The sequence below is a fragment of the Armatimonadota bacterium genome, from assembly GCA_022563855.1.
In the GTDB taxonomy this organism is placed as follows: Bacteria; Armatimonadota; Fimbriimonadia; order Fimbriimonadales; family Fimbriimonadaceae; genus JADFMN01.
The window spans coordinates 37,267-55,809 of the sequence record JADFMN010000007.1 but is presented as its reverse complement, the minus strand read 5'-3'; the positions used below and the strand labels follow the sequence as shown (position 1 = coordinate 55,809).

General features: G+C 61.2%; 16 protein-coding genes and 1 riboswitch. Of the genes, 8 read left to right on the top strand and 8 right to left on the bottom strand.

The annotated features are described in order from the left end of the window. Positions 1-203: 203 nt before the first annotated feature. Together IH944_09780 and IH944_09775 are read right to left on the bottom strand one after the other, a co-directional pair. The gene (locus IH944_09780) at positions 204-1,361 is read right to left on the bottom strand and encodes a homogentisate 1,2-dioxygenase (GenBank protein ID MCH7904841.1); all 1,158 of its coding nucleotides are present in this window, start codon (positions 1,359-1,361) and stop codon (positions 204-206) included. Positions 1,362-1,615: 254 nt separating this feature from the next. Continuing rightward, a complete protein-coding gene (locus IH944_09775) occupies positions 1,616-3,967 on the bottom strand; it encodes an N-6 DNA methylase (protein MCH7904840.1) in 2,352 nt (783 codons plus the stop codon). Between the two features lie 250 nt (positions 3,968-4,217). Here IH944_09775 and IH944_09770 point away from each other — a divergent pair, with 250 nt between their 5' ends. From IH944_09770 to IH944_09760, 3 genes are all read left to right on the top strand, one after another. Continuing rightward, entirely contained in the window at positions 4,218-6,215 is a 1,998-nt protein-coding gene (locus IH944_09770) for a S9 family peptidase (GenBank protein ID MCH7904839.1), read from the top strand. Positions 6,216-6,288: 73 nt separating this feature from the next. After that, complete coding sequence (locus IH944_09765; GenBank protein ID MCH7904838.1) at positions 6,289-7,119, top strand: HEAT repeat domain-containing protein; 831 nt, start codon at positions 6,289-6,291, stop codon at positions 7,117-7,119. Positions 7,120-7,166: 47 nt separating this feature from the next. Further along, positions 7,167-7,247, top strand: a riboswitch (cyclic di-GMP riboswitch). Positions 7,248-7,277: 30 nt separating this feature from the next. Continuing rightward, positions 7,278-7,544 (top strand): flagellar biosynthesis anti-sigma factor FlgM, encoded by a 267-nt coding sequence (locus IH944_09760; GenBank protein ID MCH7904837.1) that lies wholly within the window; start codon positions 7,278-7,280, stop codon positions 7,542-7,544. Here the strand turns inward: IH944_09760 and IH944_09755 are convergent. The 3 genes from IH944_09755 to motA all read right to left on the bottom strand — a co-directional run bounded on the left by IH944_09755 (position 7,541) and on the right by motA (position 9,728). Beyond that, positions 7,541-7,891, bottom strand: a complete 351-nt coding sequence (locus tag IH944_09755) for a hypothetical protein (GenBank protein MCH7904836.1) — start codon at positions 7,889-7,891, stop codon at positions 7,541-7,543. The genes IH944_09760 and IH944_09755 overlap by 4 nt on opposite strands. 95 nt (positions 7,892-7,986) lie before the next feature. After that, positions 7,987-8,856, bottom strand: a complete 870-nt coding sequence (locus tag IH944_09750) for an OmpA family protein (GenBank protein ID MCH7904835.1) — start codon at positions 8,854-8,856, stop codon at positions 7,987-7,989. Positions 8,857-8,870: 14 nt separating this feature from the next. Continuing rightward, positions 8,871-9,728 (bottom strand): flagellar motor stator protein MotA, encoded by an 858-nt coding sequence (gene motA, locus IH944_09745; protein MCH7904834.1) that lies wholly within the window; start codon positions 9,726-9,728, stop codon positions 8,871-8,873. 90 nt (positions 9,729-9,818) lie between these two features. On the opposite strand from motA, the gene mutL reads away from it, so the two are divergent. Together mutL and ruvC are read left to right on the top strand one after the other, a co-directional pair. After that, the gene (mutL, locus tag IH944_09740) at positions 9,819-11,588 is read left to right on the top strand and encodes a DNA mismatch repair endonuclease MutL (GenBank protein ID MCH7904833.1); all 1,770 of its coding nucleotides are present in this window, start codon (positions 9,819-9,821) and stop codon (positions 11,586-11,588) included. Beyond that, a complete protein-coding gene (gene ruvC / locus IH944_09735) occupies positions 11,585-12,070 on the top strand; it encodes a crossover junction endodeoxyribonuclease RuvC (protein MCH7904832.1) in 486 nt (161 codons plus the stop codon). Before mutL ends, ruvC begins: the two co-directional genes overlap by 4 nt. On the opposite strand, the gene IH944_09730 is transcribed toward ruvC, so the two are convergent. After that, the gene (locus IH944_09730) at positions 12,038-12,973 is read right to left on the bottom strand and encodes a DNA-processing protein DprA (GenBank protein MCH7904831.1); all 936 of its coding nucleotides are present in this window, start codon (positions 12,971-12,973) and stop codon (positions 12,038-12,040) included. The genes ruvC and IH944_09730 overlap by 33 nt on opposite strands. 194 nt (positions 12,974-13,167) lie before the next feature. Here IH944_09730 and IH944_09725 point away from each other — a divergent pair, with 194 nt between their 5' ends. Next, entirely contained in the window at positions 13,168-13,476 is a 309-nt protein-coding gene (locus IH944_09725) for a hypothetical protein (GenBank protein ID MCH7904830.1), read from the top strand. A 102-nt stretch (positions 13,477-13,578) separates the two neighbouring features. Here the strand turns inward: IH944_09725 and IH944_09720 are convergent, their stop codons facing one another. Then, positions 13,579-14,706, bottom strand: a complete 1,128-nt coding sequence (locus IH944_09720; GenBank protein MCH7904829.1) for a hypothetical protein — start codon at positions 14,704-14,706, stop codon at positions 13,579-13,581. Positions 14,707-14,819: 113 nt separating this feature from the next. Here IH944_09720 and tdh point away from each other — a divergent pair, with 113 nt between their 5' ends. Continuing rightward, the gene (gene tdh / locus IH944_09715; protein MCH7904828.1) at positions 14,820-15,851 is read left to right on the top strand and encodes an L-threonine 3-dehydrogenase; all 1,032 of its coding nucleotides are present in this window, start codon (positions 14,820-14,822) and stop codon (positions 15,849-15,851) included. 160 nt (positions 15,852-16,011) lie between these two features. Here tdh and IH944_09710 read toward each other — a convergent pair whose 3' ends face one another. Beyond that, positions 16,012-16,485 carry a transposase gene (locus tag IH944_09710; GenBank protein ID MCH7904827.1) on the bottom strand — a complete coding sequence of 158 codons (474 nt, stop codon included), beginning with the start codon at positions 16,483-16,485 and terminating at the stop codon, positions 16,012-16,014. Between the two features lie 210 nt (positions 16,486-16,695). On the opposite strand from IH944_09710, the gene IH944_09705 reads away from it, so the two are divergent. Further along, entirely contained in the window at positions 16,696-18,528 is a 1,833-nt protein-coding gene (locus IH944_09705; protein ID MCH7904826.1) for a tetratricopeptide repeat protein, read from the top strand. Positions 18,529-18,543 lie beyond the last annotated feature (15 nt).

The window sequence follows — 18,543 nt, the reverse complement described above, 5'->3', positions numbered from 1 at the left end:
GTCGCCTAGTGGTCGCCTCTTCGGTGCGTCGCCAAGTGGTCGTCTGCTTCGCGTCGCCTTTATGGTGCGTCGCCAAGTAGTCGCCAAGTGGTCGCCTGATCGTCACCCGGTTTGACTTTCACTCGACCGGACGACGGCAAAGCCAGACGACAGCGCAGCGGACGACAGCAAAGCGGGCGACAGCGCAGCAGGCCGACGCCCCCCTAGTGCGTCTTCCAGCTCTCCCAGTAGCTCGGGTCCTCGATCTTGAGCGACTCCTCGGTCATCCAGAGCGGCTTGAAGGTGTCGAGCATGACGACGAGCTCCTCGGTGCGGGTCTGGCCGATCGCCTTCTCGACCATGCCGGGCTGGGGGCCGTGGGGGATGCCGAGCGGGTGGACGGTGATCGAGCCCTCCTCGATGTCTTTGCGCGCCTTGTACTTGGTGTTGACGTAGTACATGACCTCGTCGCTGTCAACGTTCGAGTGGTAGTACGGCACGACGACCGCCTCGGGGTGGGTGTCGAGCGCCCGCGGGCAGAAGGAGCAGATGACGAAGTTGTGTCCGTGGAACGTCTGGTGGGTCGGCGGCGGCATATGGATCGTGCCGGTGATCGGCTGGAAGTCGTGGATGGAGAACGCCATCGGGTAGACGTAGCCGTCCCAGCCGACGATGTCGAACGGGTGGAAGGGGTGGGTGTAGAGCGTGTACCTCTGTCTTGCTTTGACCAAGACCTCGAAGTCGCCCTTCTCGTCGAAGGTCTTCAGCTCGTGCGGCGGCCGGAAGTCGCGCTCGGTGAACGGCGCGTGCTCTAGCAGTTGGCCGTACTCGTTGCGGTAGCGGCGCGGGACGGTGACCGGGCCGTGGCTCTCGATCGAGATCATCCGCACCGGGAGCTTGTCGAAGCGCAGGCGGTAGATCGTGCCGCGTGGGATGACCAGGTAGTCGCCCTCGCGGATCTCGACGTCGCCGTACATCGACTCGAGCGTGCCGCTGCCGTCGTGGATGAACAGCACCTCGTCCATCTCGGCGTTCTTGTAGTACCGCTCCATCTGCTCGGCGACGTTGACGTGGTTCCAGATCACGTCGCTGTTGCCCATGAGCGGGACTCGCCCCGTGACGGCGTCCCCGTGCGGCTCGATCCCCGAGGTCTTGAGGTGGCGGTGGCGCAGCGGCTCGGCCTTCAGGTAGTTCGGCTCGCAGGGGCCCTTGTCCTCCCACGCTTTGCACTCCGTCGGGAGGTTGATGTGGTACATCGTGCTCAGCGGGCCGTCGAAGCCTCGGGTGCTGAACATCTGCTCGGCGTAGAGCGAGCCGTCGGGCTGACGGAACTGTATGTGCTTCTTGCGCGGGAGCTTCCCGAGTCGGACGTATCGGTACATGGGTCTGTGGCTCGCCCGTATTGTACTGGGTCGCGCAGAACGGCCAGGAGAAAACGGCTTCCCCCGCGACTTCCCCAAACTGATCACCATGTCTGACGACGTGAAGGCCAAGAGGGAGCAGAGCAGGCCAAAGCTGGGGCTGGAGACAACTCCCGCCCCTCCTGCACTGGTTGTACGTGCCAGCGCAGGAGGGGGGGGGGGCGCCATGCCCAAGATTAGTGTTTTCGAGAGTTCTTGTCCCAGCCACCCGAGCGCTATCTTTGAATAACACCATAGGCTAGGTCTCGGGCATCTTTCTCCATGTCCCTTGCAGCTTCTCTTGCCTTGACGATTTTCGCTTCTAGGTTATTCATCTTCTTTATGAATTTACGCTGCTCTGGCAGCGACGGCAGCGGAATGCGTATGGTCTTCAGGATGCTCTTGTTGAGTGTCAAGCCTTTTGCGGCTGGTTGCATATATGCCCGTAGGTCAATTGAAGGGAGGATGTGATACAAATACTCGGGCAGAACCCGCTTGTCCTTCGGAATGAGACCTACAATGGCCTCATTGGTGTACAAGTCGCACCCTGAGATCGCGACTTTCCCTATCGTAAGTTTGAAGCTAAGAAGGACGGTACCGGTGGGTAACTTCTTCACGCTAGATTCCTCGATGCCTAAATCTGTTATGCGCTTTTCTGTTTTCATCACGTAGCGCGACTTCATATCTTTGATCTTTGCCCAAGGATGCTCTCCACCATAATAGGCTTTCACCTTGGTGGAAGGTGTCGCACCTAACATCAGCGTACAGAGGCCTTCCTCGCCCCCCAAAGGAACCCAGTCGGCACGATCCTCTTTTGGCCGATACGAACTGTAGGAGAGTTTGTAATTCGACTTCTTGATGGTCTCGATCGGGACCGAGAAAGACCGGTCACTATCTGGCTTCTCGCTCCATATGCTACGGAGCTCTACCAAGTGGTTTGGTCCGGGGATGGGCGGTCTTCCATTTTTGCTCGAAGTCTTTTCGTAGCCATCCTCGTCAACATCGTAGAACCATACTGACTTAGTGGACTTTCCCTTTTTGAAAATCAGAATGCTAGTCGGTTGTCCGGTGTAAGGACGAAAGACGAAGTTATGCAGGGCAATGACCGCTTCGAGTTCGCATGTCTCGGTAAGTATGCGACGTACACGGACGTATTGTGCGGTGTCAGCGAACAGTAGTCCTTCGGGCACGACGACACCGACACGCCCGCCCTTCGCGCAGGCGTCGATGACGTGTTTGAGGAATACGGGATTGCCATCCTCCGTCTTGAGGCCATACTGACCAGCAAAGTCTGTTTTTTGCGAGAACGGAAAATTCGTGAGAACCACGTTATACTCGCCCTTGACGGGATCCTCGAGGGTGTCGCATTGCACGATGTTGGTGTGCCCGTCGCCCGCTAGGATCATGTTCATTTTCGCGATACTGGCCGTTCCTGTCAGCTCTCGCCCATAAATTGTCTTCTTTTGAAGGAAGTGGCGTGTCTCCGGCGTGTGCTTGACCTTCTGGGCAATATGATGGAAGGCCTCAATGAGGAAGCCACCCGTGCCGCAACATGGATCGTACACGGTCTCCTTGTATTTGGGGTCGACAAGTTCGACGATCAAGCGGACGATGTGGCGCGGGGTGAAGTACTCGCCCAGGTCATTGCCGACGGTGATGGAGTGCTTGAGGAAATACTCGAACGCGTCGCCCTTGACGTCAGACGCGGCATCAAGCAGAGATAGCGTTGAGAGTCGCTTGACGATATTCTCTAAGGTAGTGCCGCTTGCAATCTGAAGACGATCCTGAAAGACATCGCCACTATGGTTGTACTTGCCCACCAAGCGCGGCAAGACTGTGTCATTCAAGTAATCGAGCATCTCATCGCCCGGCTTCTTCGCGAATGAAGCCCAGCAGTACTTCTTCTCTAGTCTCCGTTTCTCCCCCTTTGCTTCTCGCTCATCCTCGATCTCGCTGATGAGTTTCAAGAAGAGGAGGTTCGAGAACTCGCTAAACCTCTCGAGGCCTTCCCGCAGCCCCTCCTTGCGGAGCAGATCATTGGCCTGTGCGAAAATGCGAATGAGTTCCTGCTTCGTCTGAATGTTCTTTGGCGGAGTCGCAAGAGTCGGCCCGTCGTTCGCGAAGCGCAGGAGCAACGACTCGGGCAATAAGTCAGTTATCGGCTCCTCGTCAAGATAGAGCGAAGATCCTGAGCGGCGGTCGAACGACTCGACGATGCCGCCGTCTGCAGCGAAGATGATATTTACATCGAGCGGTTCAGCGTACTCCTCGCTCGCCTTCTTAATCGCGGCGTCAAGAGTTTCCCCTGGTCGCTTTGCTTCTATGATTGCGATCGCACGATCCGTACCGGACTCATACAGCACGTAATCGGGCTCTTTTCCCTTGAGAGCCTTCTTTTGCGCTGTCGTTTTCGGTCGCTCGGTGAAGACATTGCACGCCTTCTTGTCTTCATCACACTCCCAACCGAGATTTGAAAGAATCAAATCAATCTTCTTTCTTGTTGCGGTCTCCTTATGGGCCGTGCGTCGGCTCACCGATGAAGTTGTCGCTGCTCTCCTGACTCTTCCAGTCTTGCGACTCTTAGCCATGACTCATTCTAACCCAAGTGTACGAAGTAGCTCCAGCCTCGGCCCAAATGATTAGGTGGGAGCACGAAAAAGGTTTCGTTCCTGACTGTCGCCTGTAGGCCGTCTCGCGCTTCGCTGAGTGACCAGGAACGAGCGTCAGAAACGCGTGTCAGGCACGAGCGACAGGAACCAGAGTCAGCGAAGCCAGCGTCAGGAACAAGCGTCAGCCCCGTGCGACGTATACTCCCCTCCGACAGCCCGGAGTACACAGATGAAAACTATTATTGGATCCTTAACGGTCGTGCTGATCCTGACGGCGGGCACGGCCTTCGCCCAAGACGGCCTGCTGACGATGGACACCTACATGGAGATGGAGTCGATCCGAAGCCCGAACATCTCACCGGACGGCGAACTCATCCTTTTCACGCGAGGGTACGTGGACAAGATGGCCGACCGCTCGCGCAGCAACCTTTGGATGGTGGACGTCGACGGAGAGAGGGTGAGGGAGCTGACGCACGGCGACTGGAGAGACTCCAGCCCGGTATGGTCGCCGGACGGCGCCCAGATCGCGTTCATCTCCGACCGCGACGGCACGAGCCAGCTTCACGTGATGTGGATGGACACGCGCGAGGTCGCGCAACTGACGCACTTAGAGCGCGCGCCGAGCTCGATAAAGTGGTCGCCGGACGGCAAGCGGATCGCGTTCACGTCGTTCGTGCCGGACACGGAGTCGCCGTTGCCGGTCAAGCTGCCGAAGAGGCCCAAAGGGGCGCAGTGGGCGGCGCCGGCTATCATCGTAGACCGGCTCGCCTGGCAGCGCGACGGCAGCGGCTACCGTCGGCCCGGCTTCACGCACGTCTACACGATCGGCGCGATCCTGGGCGGCACTCCGCGCAAGATCACGAGCGGCGACTACAACCACGGCGACCCGCAGTGGTCCGCCGACGGCGAGACGATCTACATATCCGGGATCCTCAAGCCCGAGGCCGAGTACCTGCGCGGCGACAGCGAGATCTACGCGATCGACCTTGCTAGCCTGGAAGTCACCCCGCTGACCGACCGCAACGGCCCCGACCGCGGGCAGCGCATTTCTCCCGACGGTCGTTGGATCGCCTACACCGGCTACGACGACGAGAACTTCACGAGCACGCTCTCGCACCTCTACATGATGGATCGGCGCGGCAGGGGCAAGAAGACCCTCGCGGGCGACCTGCCGAACTCGCCAGGGAGCGTCACTTGGGCGGATGACAGCTCGGGCGTGTACTTCACGATGGCTGCGGCTGGCAGCACTCAAATCCACTTCGCCTCCATCTCGGGCGACGTGCGCCAAGTGACTGAGGGGGTCCACAGGCTGAGCGGGCTCTCGATCTCGAAGGGCGGGCAGGTCGCGACCGTTCGCTCGGACTTCACGACCCCCGGCCAACTCGTCACTTTCAACGTCGAAGACGACGAAATGAGAATGCTCGTGGACGTCAACTCCGACGTTCTAGAAGGCGTCACTCTCGGCCAAGCGCAGGAGCTGTGGTTCGAAGCGCCGGACGGCGTCCGCGCGCAAGGCTGGCTGATCAGGCCCGCGAACTACGAGGAGGGCAAGAAGTACCCGATGGTGCTGTGGATCCACGGCGGGCCGTGGTCGATGTACACGGTCGGGTTCAGTTGGACGTTCCAGAACTTCGCGGCGAACGGCTACGCGGTGCTGTTCACCAACCCGCGCGGCTCGACCGGATACGGCCAGGAGTTCGTGAACGGCATCCAGTTCTCGTACCCCGGCAAGGACTACGACGACCTGATGGCGGGCGTGGACGCTGCGATCGCGACGGGGGTCGTGGACGAGGACAACATGTTCGTCTGCGGCGGTAGCGGGGGCGGCGTGCTGACCGCGTGGATCGTCGGGCACACGGGCCGCTTTGCGGCGGCGGTCTCGATGCGTCCGGTGATCAACTGGGCGTCGTTCGTCGGGACGACGGACGGGGCGAGCTGGTACCGGCAGTTCGAGAGCTATCCGTGGGAGGATCCGATGGAGTACCACGCGCGCTCGCCGCTGAGCCTGGTCGGCAACGTCACGACCCCGACGATGGTGATGACCGGCGAGGCGGACCTGCGAACGCCGATGACCCAGAGCGAGGAGTACTACCGCGCGCTGAAGAAGCTGAAGAAGGAGACGCTGCTCGTGCGGATGCCGGAGGAGTACCACGGCTGGCGCCGCCCGAGCCACCGGATGCTGCAGCAGCTGTACCTGCAGGCGTGGTTTGAGAGGTATATGCGGTAGCCCGGCGCCGGTCTGCCGGGGCTTTATCGCCGGTTCTCGCTAATCGGCCCTATAATGAGCGTGAGGCTAGAACATGACGCGGGGTCTGATTATCGGTGCGGTCGTAGTCGTCGCGTTCTTTGCCGCGTTCTACGCTGCGGCGAGGAAGATGCAGTCGCTGTCCGATTGGCAATACTACGATCCGTACGCTGTATCAACTACTGTCACGTCTGCCGAGTGGGTCGAGCTGTATGAGTACGAATCACAGGGGTCTACAGGCTGGGCAGGCCTCGAACGACTGATGGCGAGCCACGATTCTGGAGTCGCAGCGTACGCATCCGAACTGCTCTGCGATCAGACGACCGGGAGCTACGAGCACTTCTTCCGAGGCATGCCGAGTATCCAGACGTCGACCAAGTCGTCGATAGGAATGGGTCACTATCCTATGCCCCTGTGGTACGAGGCGCTGAGCATCTTCAATGATGAAGACTCCGAACTGCGCGAGGGGGCGGCTTACTTCATCAGGATCGCGCGGTCGAGAAGTCCGTATGAGATCGGTGCGTGGAGCGAAAACGAGTTCGGCGATGCACTGGTGGGCTCGATTCCCAGCGCCGAAGGGGCGTATGCAGAGCACCTGGCTATGACGATCAGCATGTACCCGCCGGAAGATGACGAGGCGCTGCTCGCCTTGCTTGACTCGGACGATGCAGCGGTTCGCAAGATCGTCGTTCAGACGTTGGGAAAGATTGCTCTGGAATCGTATCTGGAGCCGCTCAGCAACTTGGCGAACGATCCTGACTCCGGTGTCAGACAGGCGGTCGTCACGGCCAAGAGCACCATTCTCAAGACCGTGATCCCGGGCACAGGGCTGCGAAGACCGGTTAACTCTACAGAGAGTTCGAAGAAAAGGCTCGGGATGCCCTAAAGATCCTCGTCCAATGTGCCGTTATGCAAGGTGAGACGATAGGTCTTGAAGAAACAGGGCACGACGGAGGCGACTCCGATCACGCAAAGCCACGGGTCTTGCCGAGCCAAGACAGCCGGGTTGCCAGATCAAGCACCGTTTCCCGCAGGAGGTCTGTCGTGAGAATATCCCGAGAGCAGTTGAAGAAGGTCGCCGAGTCCGCCAGCGACGTAACCCCCGAATCCGCACTGGTCGACGAAGCCGTCATCCGGCTGACTGACAGAGACCTCATCCAAGAGATCACCCACAAGGTCATGGACATGCCGGACCGCGAGGAGATGATCGCCGAGTTGAAGGCCCGGATCGAGTCCGGCGACTACGACGTGAGCGGCGACGACGTAGCGGACGCAATGATCCGCCGTGCGATCGCCGATCAAGTTCGCTAGATACCGTCTCCAGCCCGCCTTTCGATCTCTGAAGGCCCGCCACCCGGGCAAGGCTCGGGCAGTTCGGCGCCAAGCCCGGTCTGGAGAAGGCCGCTGTGCACCACGCCAACGTACCAGACTCCGTCGGGAAGGTCAGGCGACTGGTGCCAATCGTACAGGTATCCGTCCACCAGGTTCTTGCTAGTGACGCACGACGATAGTTGGTAGGTGGGCAGCCGAAGCTCCGTGAGCACCGGATAACAGTCGGAGGGGAGAGGTGGGCGGGCAAGCCTGTAATCGTCCGAGACGTCGATGACAACGACTCGAGCCAGGTTGTAGTCCCAGAGGTTCCCACAGATGTCTGCCATGTCAAAGACGGGGTCGCAACCGTCCAGCGTACGGGACGAAGCGGCCTTCGAGATCGTCGCGCGAGTTCGGGGACTTTCTGCACAGCCCCCGGGCGCTACCGGCCGGCCAGATCGAGCGGCAGCCTGAACATGCCCTCGGTCGACTCGCGCAGCAGCTCGCTCGGAAGACCGCTGAACACGGTCTGCTCTCTGTACTTATACGGCAGCAGAATCGAGACCCGCCGGTTGCTGAAGTGGAACGGATCGTCCACCACTCGGGGCCGGGTGTCCGCGAAGCCGCGGATCATCGACACTTGGCTTGCTTCGACTCCGCCCGACCGCAGAACTGTTCGAACGGCGTTCGCCCGGTCGAGGCTTAGGTCGAAGTTGTCGTACCCCGTGCCTGGGAACGGTCGCGCGTCCGTATGGCCATCGATGATCAGCGGCCGGCCCGAATTGGCGAGAATCGGCGCGATCTTGAGCATCACCTTCTTTGCCTGCGGACGCACAACTTCTTTGCCAAGCAGGAAGAACACTTCGCCGTTCATCTCGTTCTCGATGAACTCCAGAACGAGCCCGTCCGGAGTCACGTTGATCTCTACGGCGTGATCGGCCAGCATCCCGCGCAGCTCAGGATCGTCCTCGAACTCCTTCTCCAGCTGCTTGCGCACGTCTTCCATCGACTCCATGTCCCGATCGATCATAGACTGGCCGGAGTCTGGGCTAAAACGGCCTCCAGGCATCGTGGTACCCGGCGCAACCGTGAACGGGGTTTTGGGAGCTTGCTTGCTGAATCCGACCGGGTCCTTGAAGTACGACTGGATGGTCATTCGATCGTCGTCGTCCATGCCGATGATCCACATCACCATGAAGAACGCCATCATCGCCGTGATGAAGTCGGCGTACGCGACCTTCCACGCTCCGCCGTGGTGGGGGTGCTTGGTCGCCTTCTTCCTCTTGATGATGATGGGTACGCCTTCTGGCATGAAAAACTCCTAATCTAGGCGGGCTTCTTGCCCTTGACCGTTTGCTCCAACTCGGTGAACCCTGGCCGGACGCTCGGGTCGATGTTACGCCGCGCGAACTCGATGCACGTGATCGGAGACTCCCCCCTGGCGAAGCTGAACAGCGCGTGGCTTAGGCACTTCATGTACTGGCCGTTGAGCCGGACTCGCTGGAGCAGCGCCCTTCCCAGCGGGCCTGCAACGACGTACGCCAAGAACACGCCTAGAAACGTACCAACTAGAGCGGCCGCCACTGCGTGGCCGATCGCGGACGCAGATCCTCCGATCTTCCCCATCGTGATGATGATGCCGAGGACCGCGGCGACTATGCCAATAGCCGGCAACGCGTCCGCAACGTTCTGAACAGACTCGCCCGGCTGCACCTCCTCTTCGTTCGTCGTCTCCAGATCGACCTCCATCATCTCAGAAAGGTCGTGCGGCCCGACCGCGCCCGTGAGGATGACCTTCATCGTGTCGGTGAAAAAGCAAACGGCGTGGTGGTTGGCCAGGAACGTCGGATAGTTCTTGAATATCTCGCTTTCCTCTGGATGCTCGACGTGCGACTCGAGACCTAAGAGCCCTTCCTTGCGCGCAATCGAGAACAGCTCGTACATCATCTTCAGCACATCGAGGTAGTGCTGCTTGGTCAGCTCCGGCTTGAGCAGCCCCTTCATCTGCTGCATCGTCTGCTGCATGACCTTCATGCCGTTCGAGGAGAGGAATATGCCGAGCGTGCTGCCGAAGATGATGAGGTACTCCGCAGGCTGCACCAAAATCATCACTTCTCCGTCGGCCATAATGAAGCCGAGGATGACGCAGATCGAACCTGCGATGATCCCTATAAACGTGTACATCGCTCGTAATGTCGGGCACAACTCCACATCGTTGGGGAGTTGCGTCCTTATAGTAGAGATTGTCGGCTTCCGCACTCCAATTGCTTACCCATGCAGACTCAAGCTCAGAAGATACGGCTCTTAGACTCGCACACGGTGAATCAGATCGCCGCTGGCGAGGTGGTCGAGCGCCCGGCGTCCGTCGTCAAGGAGCTGGTTGAGAACGCGCTCGATGCAGGTGCGTCACGGGTCGCGATCAGGTTGGATCAGAGCGGCAGGCGGCTCATCGAAGTTGCTGACGACGGGGCTGGCATGGACCTGGCCGAGATTCAGCTGGCGATACAGCGTCACGCGACCTCGAAGATCCGAACCGCCGCCGATCTGGCCCAGGCCGCAACGCTGGGGTTCCGAGGAGAGGCGCTGCCGTCGATCGCCTCCGTCTCCGTGATGTCGATCTCCAGCGCGGAGGATGACGGCGTTCGGAGCGTGGTGGAGGTTGAAGCGGGCGAGGTGCGCGAACCCACCCGAGAACCGGGGTCGCGCGGCACCACCGTTCGAGTCGAGGATCTGTTCTTCAACACCCCCGCGCGGCTCAAGTTCCTGCGAACTGACGCGACCGAGCTGGCGGCGTGCGTAGAGGTCGTCTCCAAGTACGCTGTCGCACGGCCTGACGTCGCGTTCCGGCTGTCGCACGGCAGCATCGAGGTCGTCGAGACGACCGGCAGCGGCGATCCGCTCACGGCGCTGGCCGAGGTTTGGGGCAGAGACGTCGCCAAGGCGCTCGCGCCCCTGGATACGTTCAACGGCACAGCGCGGGTGCGGGGGTTCGTCAGCCCGCCGCACTTTACAAAGCCGAATCGCAATTTCCAATGGATTTTCGTCAACGGACGGCCAGTACGGTCCCGAACGATTATCGCCGCGCTCGACCAGGCTTTCCGATCGCTCACGCCCGAGAGGCGGTACCCGGTAGCGATCTTGGACATCCGCGTCGACCCGGCACAGGTGGACGTGAACGTCTCGCCGACCAAGAGCGAGGTGAGGTTCCACCAGAGCGGAGCGATCTTCGACGCCGTGCGGCGCAGCGTGCGAGAGGGGCTGCTGGCGGTCGGCATGGTGCCGAACGCGGAAGGGCTGGCAGCCGCCAACTTGGCGCTCGTCGAGTTGCGCGGTGTAAATCCAGGCGACTCGCCCTTGCAGCCTGGACAGGCGGGTGTTGCCACTCTGCCCACAGGGTTCGGCGTCGAGAGGCTCGGCGCAGCCAGGGAGCCGAGCCTGGAAATCGAGAGCCGCACGATGCCGGACATGCTCCGCGGGCTGCGAGTGCTGGCACAGATAGCGGATACGTTCATCATCGCGGAGAACGACGACGCGCTGCTCATCGTCGATCAGCACGTCGCCCACGAGCGCGTTCTTTACGAAATGCTACGGCGGGTTCGAGGCTCGGCTGCGATCGAGGTCCAGCCGCTGCTGACGCCTGAGACGCTGCAGGTCGACAAGCGCTCCGCCGAGTTGCTGGAGGAGAAGCTCGACGAGTTGAAGGCGGTTGGATTCGAGCTGGACCGCTTCGGTAGCGACACGTTTCTGGTGCGGACGGTGCCGGCCGTCGTTCGCAACAGGAACCCGATGCAGGTGCTGCGCGACCTCGTTGACGAGTTGGTCGATGGAGGCGGTCAAGGCTGCCTCGTGCCGACCAGAGACGAGGTGTACATCCTCTGCGCGTGCAAGATGGCCGTCAAGGCTGGCGACAAGCTGGGGATCCCAGAGATGGAGCGGCTGCTGCGGGATCTGGCTGAGACGGAAAACCCGTACCTGTGCCCGCACGGCAGGCCGATCACGATCGTCATGCCCAAGAGCGACATCAGGCGGAGGTTCAAGAGGTGATCGTCCTCGGCTTCGACCCGGGCCTGGAGCGCATCGGGTTCGGCGCAGTGCAGAAGTCCGGTTCGCGGCTCGTGGCTCTCGAATACGGACTGATCCAAACTCCGAGAATAGAAATCGGGGAGCGGCTGCTGATGGTTCATGAGCGAGCGCTAGAGCTGATCGACCGAATCAAGCCGGACTGCGTGGCGACCGAGCGGCTGTTCTTCGCGAAGAATCAGACGACGGCGTTCGACGTGGCAAAGGCGCTGGGCGTGCTGATGCTGGCGGCCGCAGAGAGAGGGCTGCCGTGCGTCGAGTACCCGCCGCCGGTCGTGAAGCAGAGCGTGGTCGGCAACGGCGCCGCGGACAAGCGTCAGGTGGGCTACATGGTCACCAGGATCTTGAGCCTCGACGAACCGCCGAAGCCGGACGACGTCGCAGACGCGCTGGCCGTCGCGATCACCCACGCTCTACGCGTGGAGCAGCCAGCCGGGGCTCGCTGACCGCTCGCGCACGACGCCAGCCCCGAACAGCCACGGCTGCAGCTGCGGCGGACTCGTCGCCAGGAACCCCGCCAGATCCCGAACGCGAGGCACACGGACCGCGCCCAGCGCCGTCAGCGCCTCGGAGGCCGCGTCGGCCCCGCGACCCCATACGCCGACTACGCTCAGGTCGCGACGCAGCGCGTCGGTCGCACCGTGCCAAGTCCCGCCAACGCGGTAGCGCGGGCGGATCACGACCGTGTGCGTGCCGTAAGCGTAGATCAGCGCGTTGCGCTCCATCGCCTGGCCGGTCGAGAACTCCGCGTCGGGCGCAGACGCGCTCAGCGAGCACGCGCCCTCGAGCAGCGAACACATATCGACCCCGCATGGCAGGATCTCGATGACGCGGGGCTCGGTGCCGCAGGCGATCGCCCCCGCCGCTGCGGCGCGATCCGCGCCCGAAGCGCCGCCAGAAACAAGAGTCCGACCGAGCGCCATCAGCGCAGCGCCGATCCCGGCTGCAGCGCGCAGTTCACGAGCGCTGAGTTGACGGCCGCCAGCAACGCCGACCGCGGGCGCAAGCGGGAGTGTGCCAAAGCGCCACAGAGCCGGCGGAGCCGCCGAACCGAGTGCCTGCAACCAGCGAGAGGGGTAAGTCGGCGAAACAACGGTCACCGTCCTGTCGCTCTCGACCTGTTGCAGCCCCCATTCGATCGCGCCGGGGTCGCCGAGAAGAGAAGCTTCGTCATATAAGCCAGCGATGAGCAGGCACGTGCCAAGCTGGTCCAAGGTGGGCTCCGCTGAGCAGAGCCTTGCAACGACGCGCGGCCAGGCGCGCCGTGGGGCGCGACCGCCGATCGGCGAGCCGCGCAAGTACAGCGCACAAACAGCCGATTCGATCGCCAGCGTCTCGCCCTTCCTCATCCACCTGTGATTGTACCGCCCGTTGAGTAAACTCAGCGGCGGTTCGTATTCGCATGCAAGCCGTTCGAGATCCTCACGCTGATGCTGCAGGTGTAGCCGGCGGTTAAAGCCGAGCCGTGTGGACAAGTCGCCGGACGCCCTCGTGTAGGCGGGTATTCTGCTTCCCTGACCGTCAGTCGGTCGAGGTGGTGCATATGGGCGAAAACATGGAGAAGTTCCGTCACATCGACGGCAGCGAGGCTAGGGTCAGCCGCAAATACATCGAAATCACGTTTCAGCACGGTCACCCTCAGCAAGTAGGCATCAACGGATGCCGGATCGAGGAGGTGATCGACGTGCTGGTGGACAAGCTGCTCGACTTCCAAGGCCGCGACCTCGCGTGCGAGGAGAACGCTACCACGCTGTACCATCTCGACCTGGCTCGCGAGGCTCTGCTTCTGCGCCGACGGCGGCGCGAGCAGCAAGGCGTCGTCGGATCGCCTGAGGCGCACAGCACCGACTGACCGCCTCGACCTGTTCGTCCGGCGGGGTGATCGACTACTCCAGGAACCGAAGTCGAGCACGATCTGTATAAGAATCGCTATGCAGCCTGTTCAAATACAGCGTCAGGACGAAGAGATGATCTCGACGTTCGCACGAGGGACGGTCACCTCTTCGCCGCTGTCGATGCTCGCCCTCAGGACGCGGACTCTGGCGCCGGAATCGATCGTCTGGAGCTGAGCCGGCAGATCCGTGACGGTTGCCAGCACGCCAAAGTACGGCTCGCGAATGATGCGGATCGGCGTTCCGACCGTCAATGTGTGCGACTCCTGATCCGCAGCTACAGCCTCCGCACGGCCCGCGATAGACACGATGACTTCCGGTCTGATCACGCCCGCGCGAATCTGAGTTGCGCCGTTGATGCTGGCGTTCTTGCCCTCCATCGATTTGAAGAGCTTGAACGTGCGGGCTGCCATTTGCAGTTCGCCGAACCCCTCGGTGACCATCAACGTCACGCTGATGTCCTCTTGGCCGGTAATGGCGACGCCGATATCGTAACCGAGGAATTCGATCAAATCCACGTCGCGCACGGCGCCCACGACGATGCCGACGACGCCCGCCTCAGTGGCGCGGCTCAAGGCGTCTGCCGTGACGTTGGCGCCCCCCACGAGAATCGCCCCAGCGTCACTATCTTTGATTCTGCTCGCGTCGAGCACGGCGTCCGGCGCATCGACCGCGACTCGGATCGTGCCGTTGCGCTCCCCGCCGACGCCGAAGATCCCCTGGATCATCGCACACCGCGTTTCGATCACCGCTCCCTCGCCTTCGGTGACCTCGACGACCGTACCGCGGATGTAGCCGGTGATCTCAACGGGAATGGAGGGCTGCCGTACCAGCACGTGCCCGGTGACCTCCGAGATCGATTCGACTTTGCCGGAGTATGCCGAATGCACCGACTGCTTGAACCATCCGCGGATAAAACCTTTCGTCTCGGCGATGAGCTGCCCCGCTTCGATCGTGTCCCCCAGGCTGACGACGAGGAACTCGGGAGCCTCTTGCACTCCGACCCCAAGCAGCTCCGACAGTCGAATGGTCTGCAGGTGACCTGGCAGCATCGCCCTCGCGATCACGTCGTTGGGGCCGACGGTGTCGCCCACTTTGACAATAACCTCACCTTTGATCGGCAATCGCCGCGTTCTTTGGACGACCGTGTCGCTGCTGACGGTTAGACCAGGAGTGTATGCGCTGCCCAAATTTGAACCTCTGCGACACGGTGAATGTCGCGACTGAACAGTTTAGCATGGTGTGTTTGGGCTCCGCACAATCGTCCCGCCGAGTCCAGAATCGTAGTGGTACCATTTGCGCCGTGAAGGCGATCGTCAAGGCCAGGGAAGGGGTCGGAATCGACGTTGTCGATGTCGATGAGCCCTCGATCCGCCCGGGGCACGTGAAGGTTAGCGTCGAGCGCGGCTCGGTGTGCGGCACCGATCTTCACATCTACAACTGGGACGCTTGGGCCAGCGGCAGGATCAAGCCTCCCCGCATCATCGGCCACGAGTTCTGCGGCACGATCGTCGAAGTCGGAGAGGGAGTGACTGACCGCAAGGTCGGCGACGTTGTGGCTTCAGAGTCGCACATCACTTGCGGTCGCTGCCGACTGTGCCGTCTCGATCTGCGACACCTGTGCGAGAACACCGTCATCCTCGGCGTGGACGTCGACGGCGGGTTTGCGCCGTACGCCGTCATCCCGGCCGAGAACGCCAGACAGTCCCCGCTCGACCTTCCGAGAGAAGTGGCAAGCATGCAGGACGCAATCGGGAACGCAGTGCACACCGTCATGGACGGTCCGGTGGAAGGCCAGAGCGTGCTCATCACCGGCATGGGTCCGATCGGGCTGTTTTCACTCGTCATCTGCAAGGTGTTGGGAGCCCGAAAAGTGTACGCGACGGAGGTCAGCGACTACCGCGTCGACCTGGCGCGCAGGCTCGGCGCGGACATGATCTTGAACCCGCAAAAGGAGGACGTGCACTCTATCTTGGCAGGGTTGGAGCCGGGCGGGGTCGACGTCACGATGGAGATGTCCGGCCACCCGTCGCAGCTCGACCTAGCCATCGAATCCACCCGCTCCGGCGGTCGTATCAGCCTCTTGGGGCTATACGCAGACCGGTTGAGATTTGTGGACATGAACAAGGTGATCCTCAAGGGACTGAGCTTGCGCGGAGTGACCGGACGTCATCTTTGGCGAACTTGGGAACAGATGCACGAACTGCTCAAAGACGGCAAGATGGACTTGCGCCCGATCATCACGCACGAAATGCACTTCACCGAAATCGAGCAGGCGATGCGGCTCCTCAAGCGCGGCGAGGCCGGCAAGATCGTGCTGTCGTTCGAGGATTGACCGCCGCAGCCTGCAACGTCCGTGGCCGCGTCCGGACGTATCGGGCCGTGTGCAACCCCTGTAGCCGCATCCTTTAGGTTGCGTCCGGACGCATCGGGCCGTGTGCAACCCCTGTAGCCGCATCCTTTAGGTTGCGTCCGGACGCATTAGCCCGTGCTATTCATCCGATCAGCACTTCTTTCAGGTCGTATCCGATTGATCCGATACCGTGGTACTCAAACGGTGAGTCCGCCAGACCGGCCCTGATCGGATTCTCACTAACGTAGCTTGCGATTGCGTCGAGATCCTCGCTCTTGCGAACGACGCGGTCGTGAAAGTCTTTCTGCCAGGCAAGCCCTTCTTTCCTAAGATTGAACGCAGACACCTGCTTAAACCTCTCGAATGCTTTCTTGACGTCGGATTCAGCTGTCCGGCCAGTGATTATCGCATGCAAATGGTCGGGCATGAAGCAGTAGATAAGGACGCCGCAGTTTTCTGTGGCCACAGCCTTTGCCAAGAACTCGACGTGCTGTGCTGTTCGCTTGTGGCAAACGAATGGGCGACGGTGGTCCTTGATGCATGCGGTAAAGGAAACGGTTGCATTTCCTTTGTACGCTTCGGGTTCTAATCGGTGGCGCTTCTCCCTCGGTCTCACGTCTCCGATAATTGTAGCCGCAAAACGTAGCCGCATCCTTTAGGTTGCGTCCGGGCGTATCGGTCCGTGCCTTCAAATGGAAGTCGGCGGCAGACCGCGCAAGCTGAAGCATGCGGCTACATTCCGACCGCGCGGCTGCGGCGATTCGTCGCGGGATTCTGTAACCGCATCCGTCAGATCGCGTCCGGTTCAGCCGGTACACTTGGACCGATGAACATCGCCGTGTTACCGTTCAACGCGACAGAGGGTACTGAGCCGGCGCTTGCCAGGCAGCTCTCCGCGTTCTTGGGCGACGCTGCGAGGCGCAGCACCGGTTTGAACTTCAATCCGGTGAACTATCTGGCGCGCATCGAGGTGAGCGGCATGCCGAGGTTCGCCCACGTGAATCCGTCGGAGTCGCTGAACGAACTCGACGTTATCGCGTCGCTGTTCGAACAGTCCGGAGCGGATCAGATCATCGACGGGTTGCTGGCCGAGAAAGACGGGGCGGGAACCATCACCATGCGCTGGTTTGAAAAAGGGGCAGAGCAGCCGACCAGCACAAAGGAGTACCGGTATCTCCCTGGCGGGATGACCGCTTCCCTCCGCGAAGCGTTCGAGGACATGCATGCGCAAGTGGGCAAGCAGCTTGCGGACGGCTTGAAGGAGAACGAATCCTTGTTCGGCACGAACGACGCGGGGGCTTTCAGGTCTTTCTTGATCGGCTACGACGCAGCCCAGTACGTGGAGCGATCTCAGGGGCTCGTCGTAGACGAGTTCGACCCAGGGCCTGCGTTCGAGCTGTTGTTGAGCTCCGTGAAGGCTGATCGCGACTGGGAGGGGCCGTACTTGACGCTCGTGGAGCTGTGCAAGCTCTGCACGATGTACCGCGTCGGCGATCCCACGAATATCGAAGGCGCTCTCAAGAGTGTGATCGAACTGGAGCCGGACGACGGGCGAGCCTGGTTCATGCTCGGAAACCTGCACGGCTCCATGGGGGACCACGAGGAGGCAGTCCACGCTTTTGAGACGGCGCACCAAAAGAGCCCGGAAGAGCCGACGATTCTCTCGACCCTCGCGCAGGCTCAGCTTGCCCTTGGCATGCCTGCAAACGCAGAGAGGAATCTGAAGAAGGCGATCAAGATGGAGGGCGAGGACAAGCCGAGCATGGACTGGCTGGCGAAGGTGCTGGCGCAGACGGGCCGAGAGCATGAAGTACCTGCGCTTTGGAAGGAGCTTGTCGACGAGAACGCACAGAACCCTCACTTTCGCGCGAAGTACGCGCTCTCCCTGCTCGCAGCCAAGGAGGAAGGTAAAGCGATCAAGGAGTTTGAAGAAGGCCTGAACGACTTGGAGGACGTGGCAACCCTGAAGCGGTACTACGCGCCGGTCCTGGCTCAGCGCAAAGAGCTTGACCGAGCCATGGACCTGTATGAGGATTGCATCGACGCAGCCCCGACAGACGTTCCGCTGCTAGCCGAATACGCGCAGACGCTAAAGGCAGCTGACAGGGAGTTCGAAGTCCCCGAAGTCCTCAAGAGCATCCTTGCGGCCAATCCGGATTTGAACACGAAGGCTCAAACAACCGCGTGGCTGATCGAAATTGAGCAGGGGGAGCGAGCCGAGATCGTTCGCCTCGCCGCAGAAAAAACTGAATCTGGCGACTTCGAGGGGGCGCTGAAGGACGTAAACGCGCTCAAGAGCTGGCTCGCCGATTACTGGAAGCTCTGGGCGATTCTGGCCACCATCCACAACAACCTCAACAACGCTGAAGAAGCAGAGCGGTCAGCCCGGCGACTGCTCGATCTATACCCCGCCTGTGAGCCGGGCTACGGCGAGCTGGCGACCGCGCTCGCGGCGCAGAACCGCGAGGAAGAGGCGTTTCAGCTGTTGCAGATGGCGAGGGTGAACATGCCGAACTCCTTGCTAGTCGCCGTCAACTACGCGCAGGCGGCCAAGCGGATAGGTCGCGGAGATGAGGCCAAGGCGATCGCCAAACAGCTGCGCAAGGCTACGAACAACGCTGAGAATCTACAGCAGGTTTTTGACGAGTTAGAGCGGTAGAGGCAGCTTGCCGGC

Bases quoted from the DNA above. Each gene is read 5' to 3' on its own strand.
- IH944_09780 (MCH7904841.1), bottom strand. From the start codon at position 1,361: ATGTACCGATACGTCCGACTCGGGAAGCTCCCGCGCAAGAAGCACATA.
- IH944_09775 (MCH7904840.1), bottom strand. From the start codon at position 3,967: ATGGCTAAGAGTCGCAAGACTGGAAGAGTCAGGAGAGCAGCGACAACT.
- IH944_09770 (MCH7904839.1), top strand. From the start codon at position 4,218: ATGAAAACTATTATTGGATCCTTAACGGTCGTGCTGATCCTGACGGCG.
- IH944_09765 (MCH7904838.1), top strand. From the start codon at position 6,289: ATGACGCGGGGTCTGATTATCGGTGCGGTCGTAGTCGTCGCGTTCTTT.
- IH944_09755 (MCH7904836.1), bottom strand. From the start codon at position 7,891: ATGGCAGACATCTGTGGGAACCTCTGGGACTACAACCTGGCTCGAGTC.
- IH944_09750 (MCH7904835.1), bottom strand. From the start codon at position 8,856: ATGCCAGAAGGCGTACCCATCATCATCAAGAGGAAGAAGGCGACCAAG.
- motA (MCH7904834.1), bottom strand. From the start codon at position 9,728: ATGTACACGTTTATAGGGATCATCGCAGGTTCGATCTGCGTCATCCTC.
- mutL (MCH7904833.1), top strand. From the start codon at position 9,819: ATGCAGACTCAAGCTCAGAAGATACGGCTCTTAGACTCGCACACGGTG.
- IH944_09730 (MCH7904831.1), bottom strand. From the start codon at position 12,973: ATGAGGAAGGGCGAGACGCTGGCGATCGAATCGGCTGTTTGTGCGCTG.
- IH944_09725 (MCH7904830.1), top strand. From the start codon at position 13,168: ATGGGCGAAAACATGGAGAAGTTCCGTCACATCGACGGCAGCGAGGCT.
- IH944_09705 (MCH7904826.1), top strand. From the start codon at position 16,696: ATGAACATCGCCGTGTTACCGTTCAACGCGACAGAGGGTACTGAGCCG.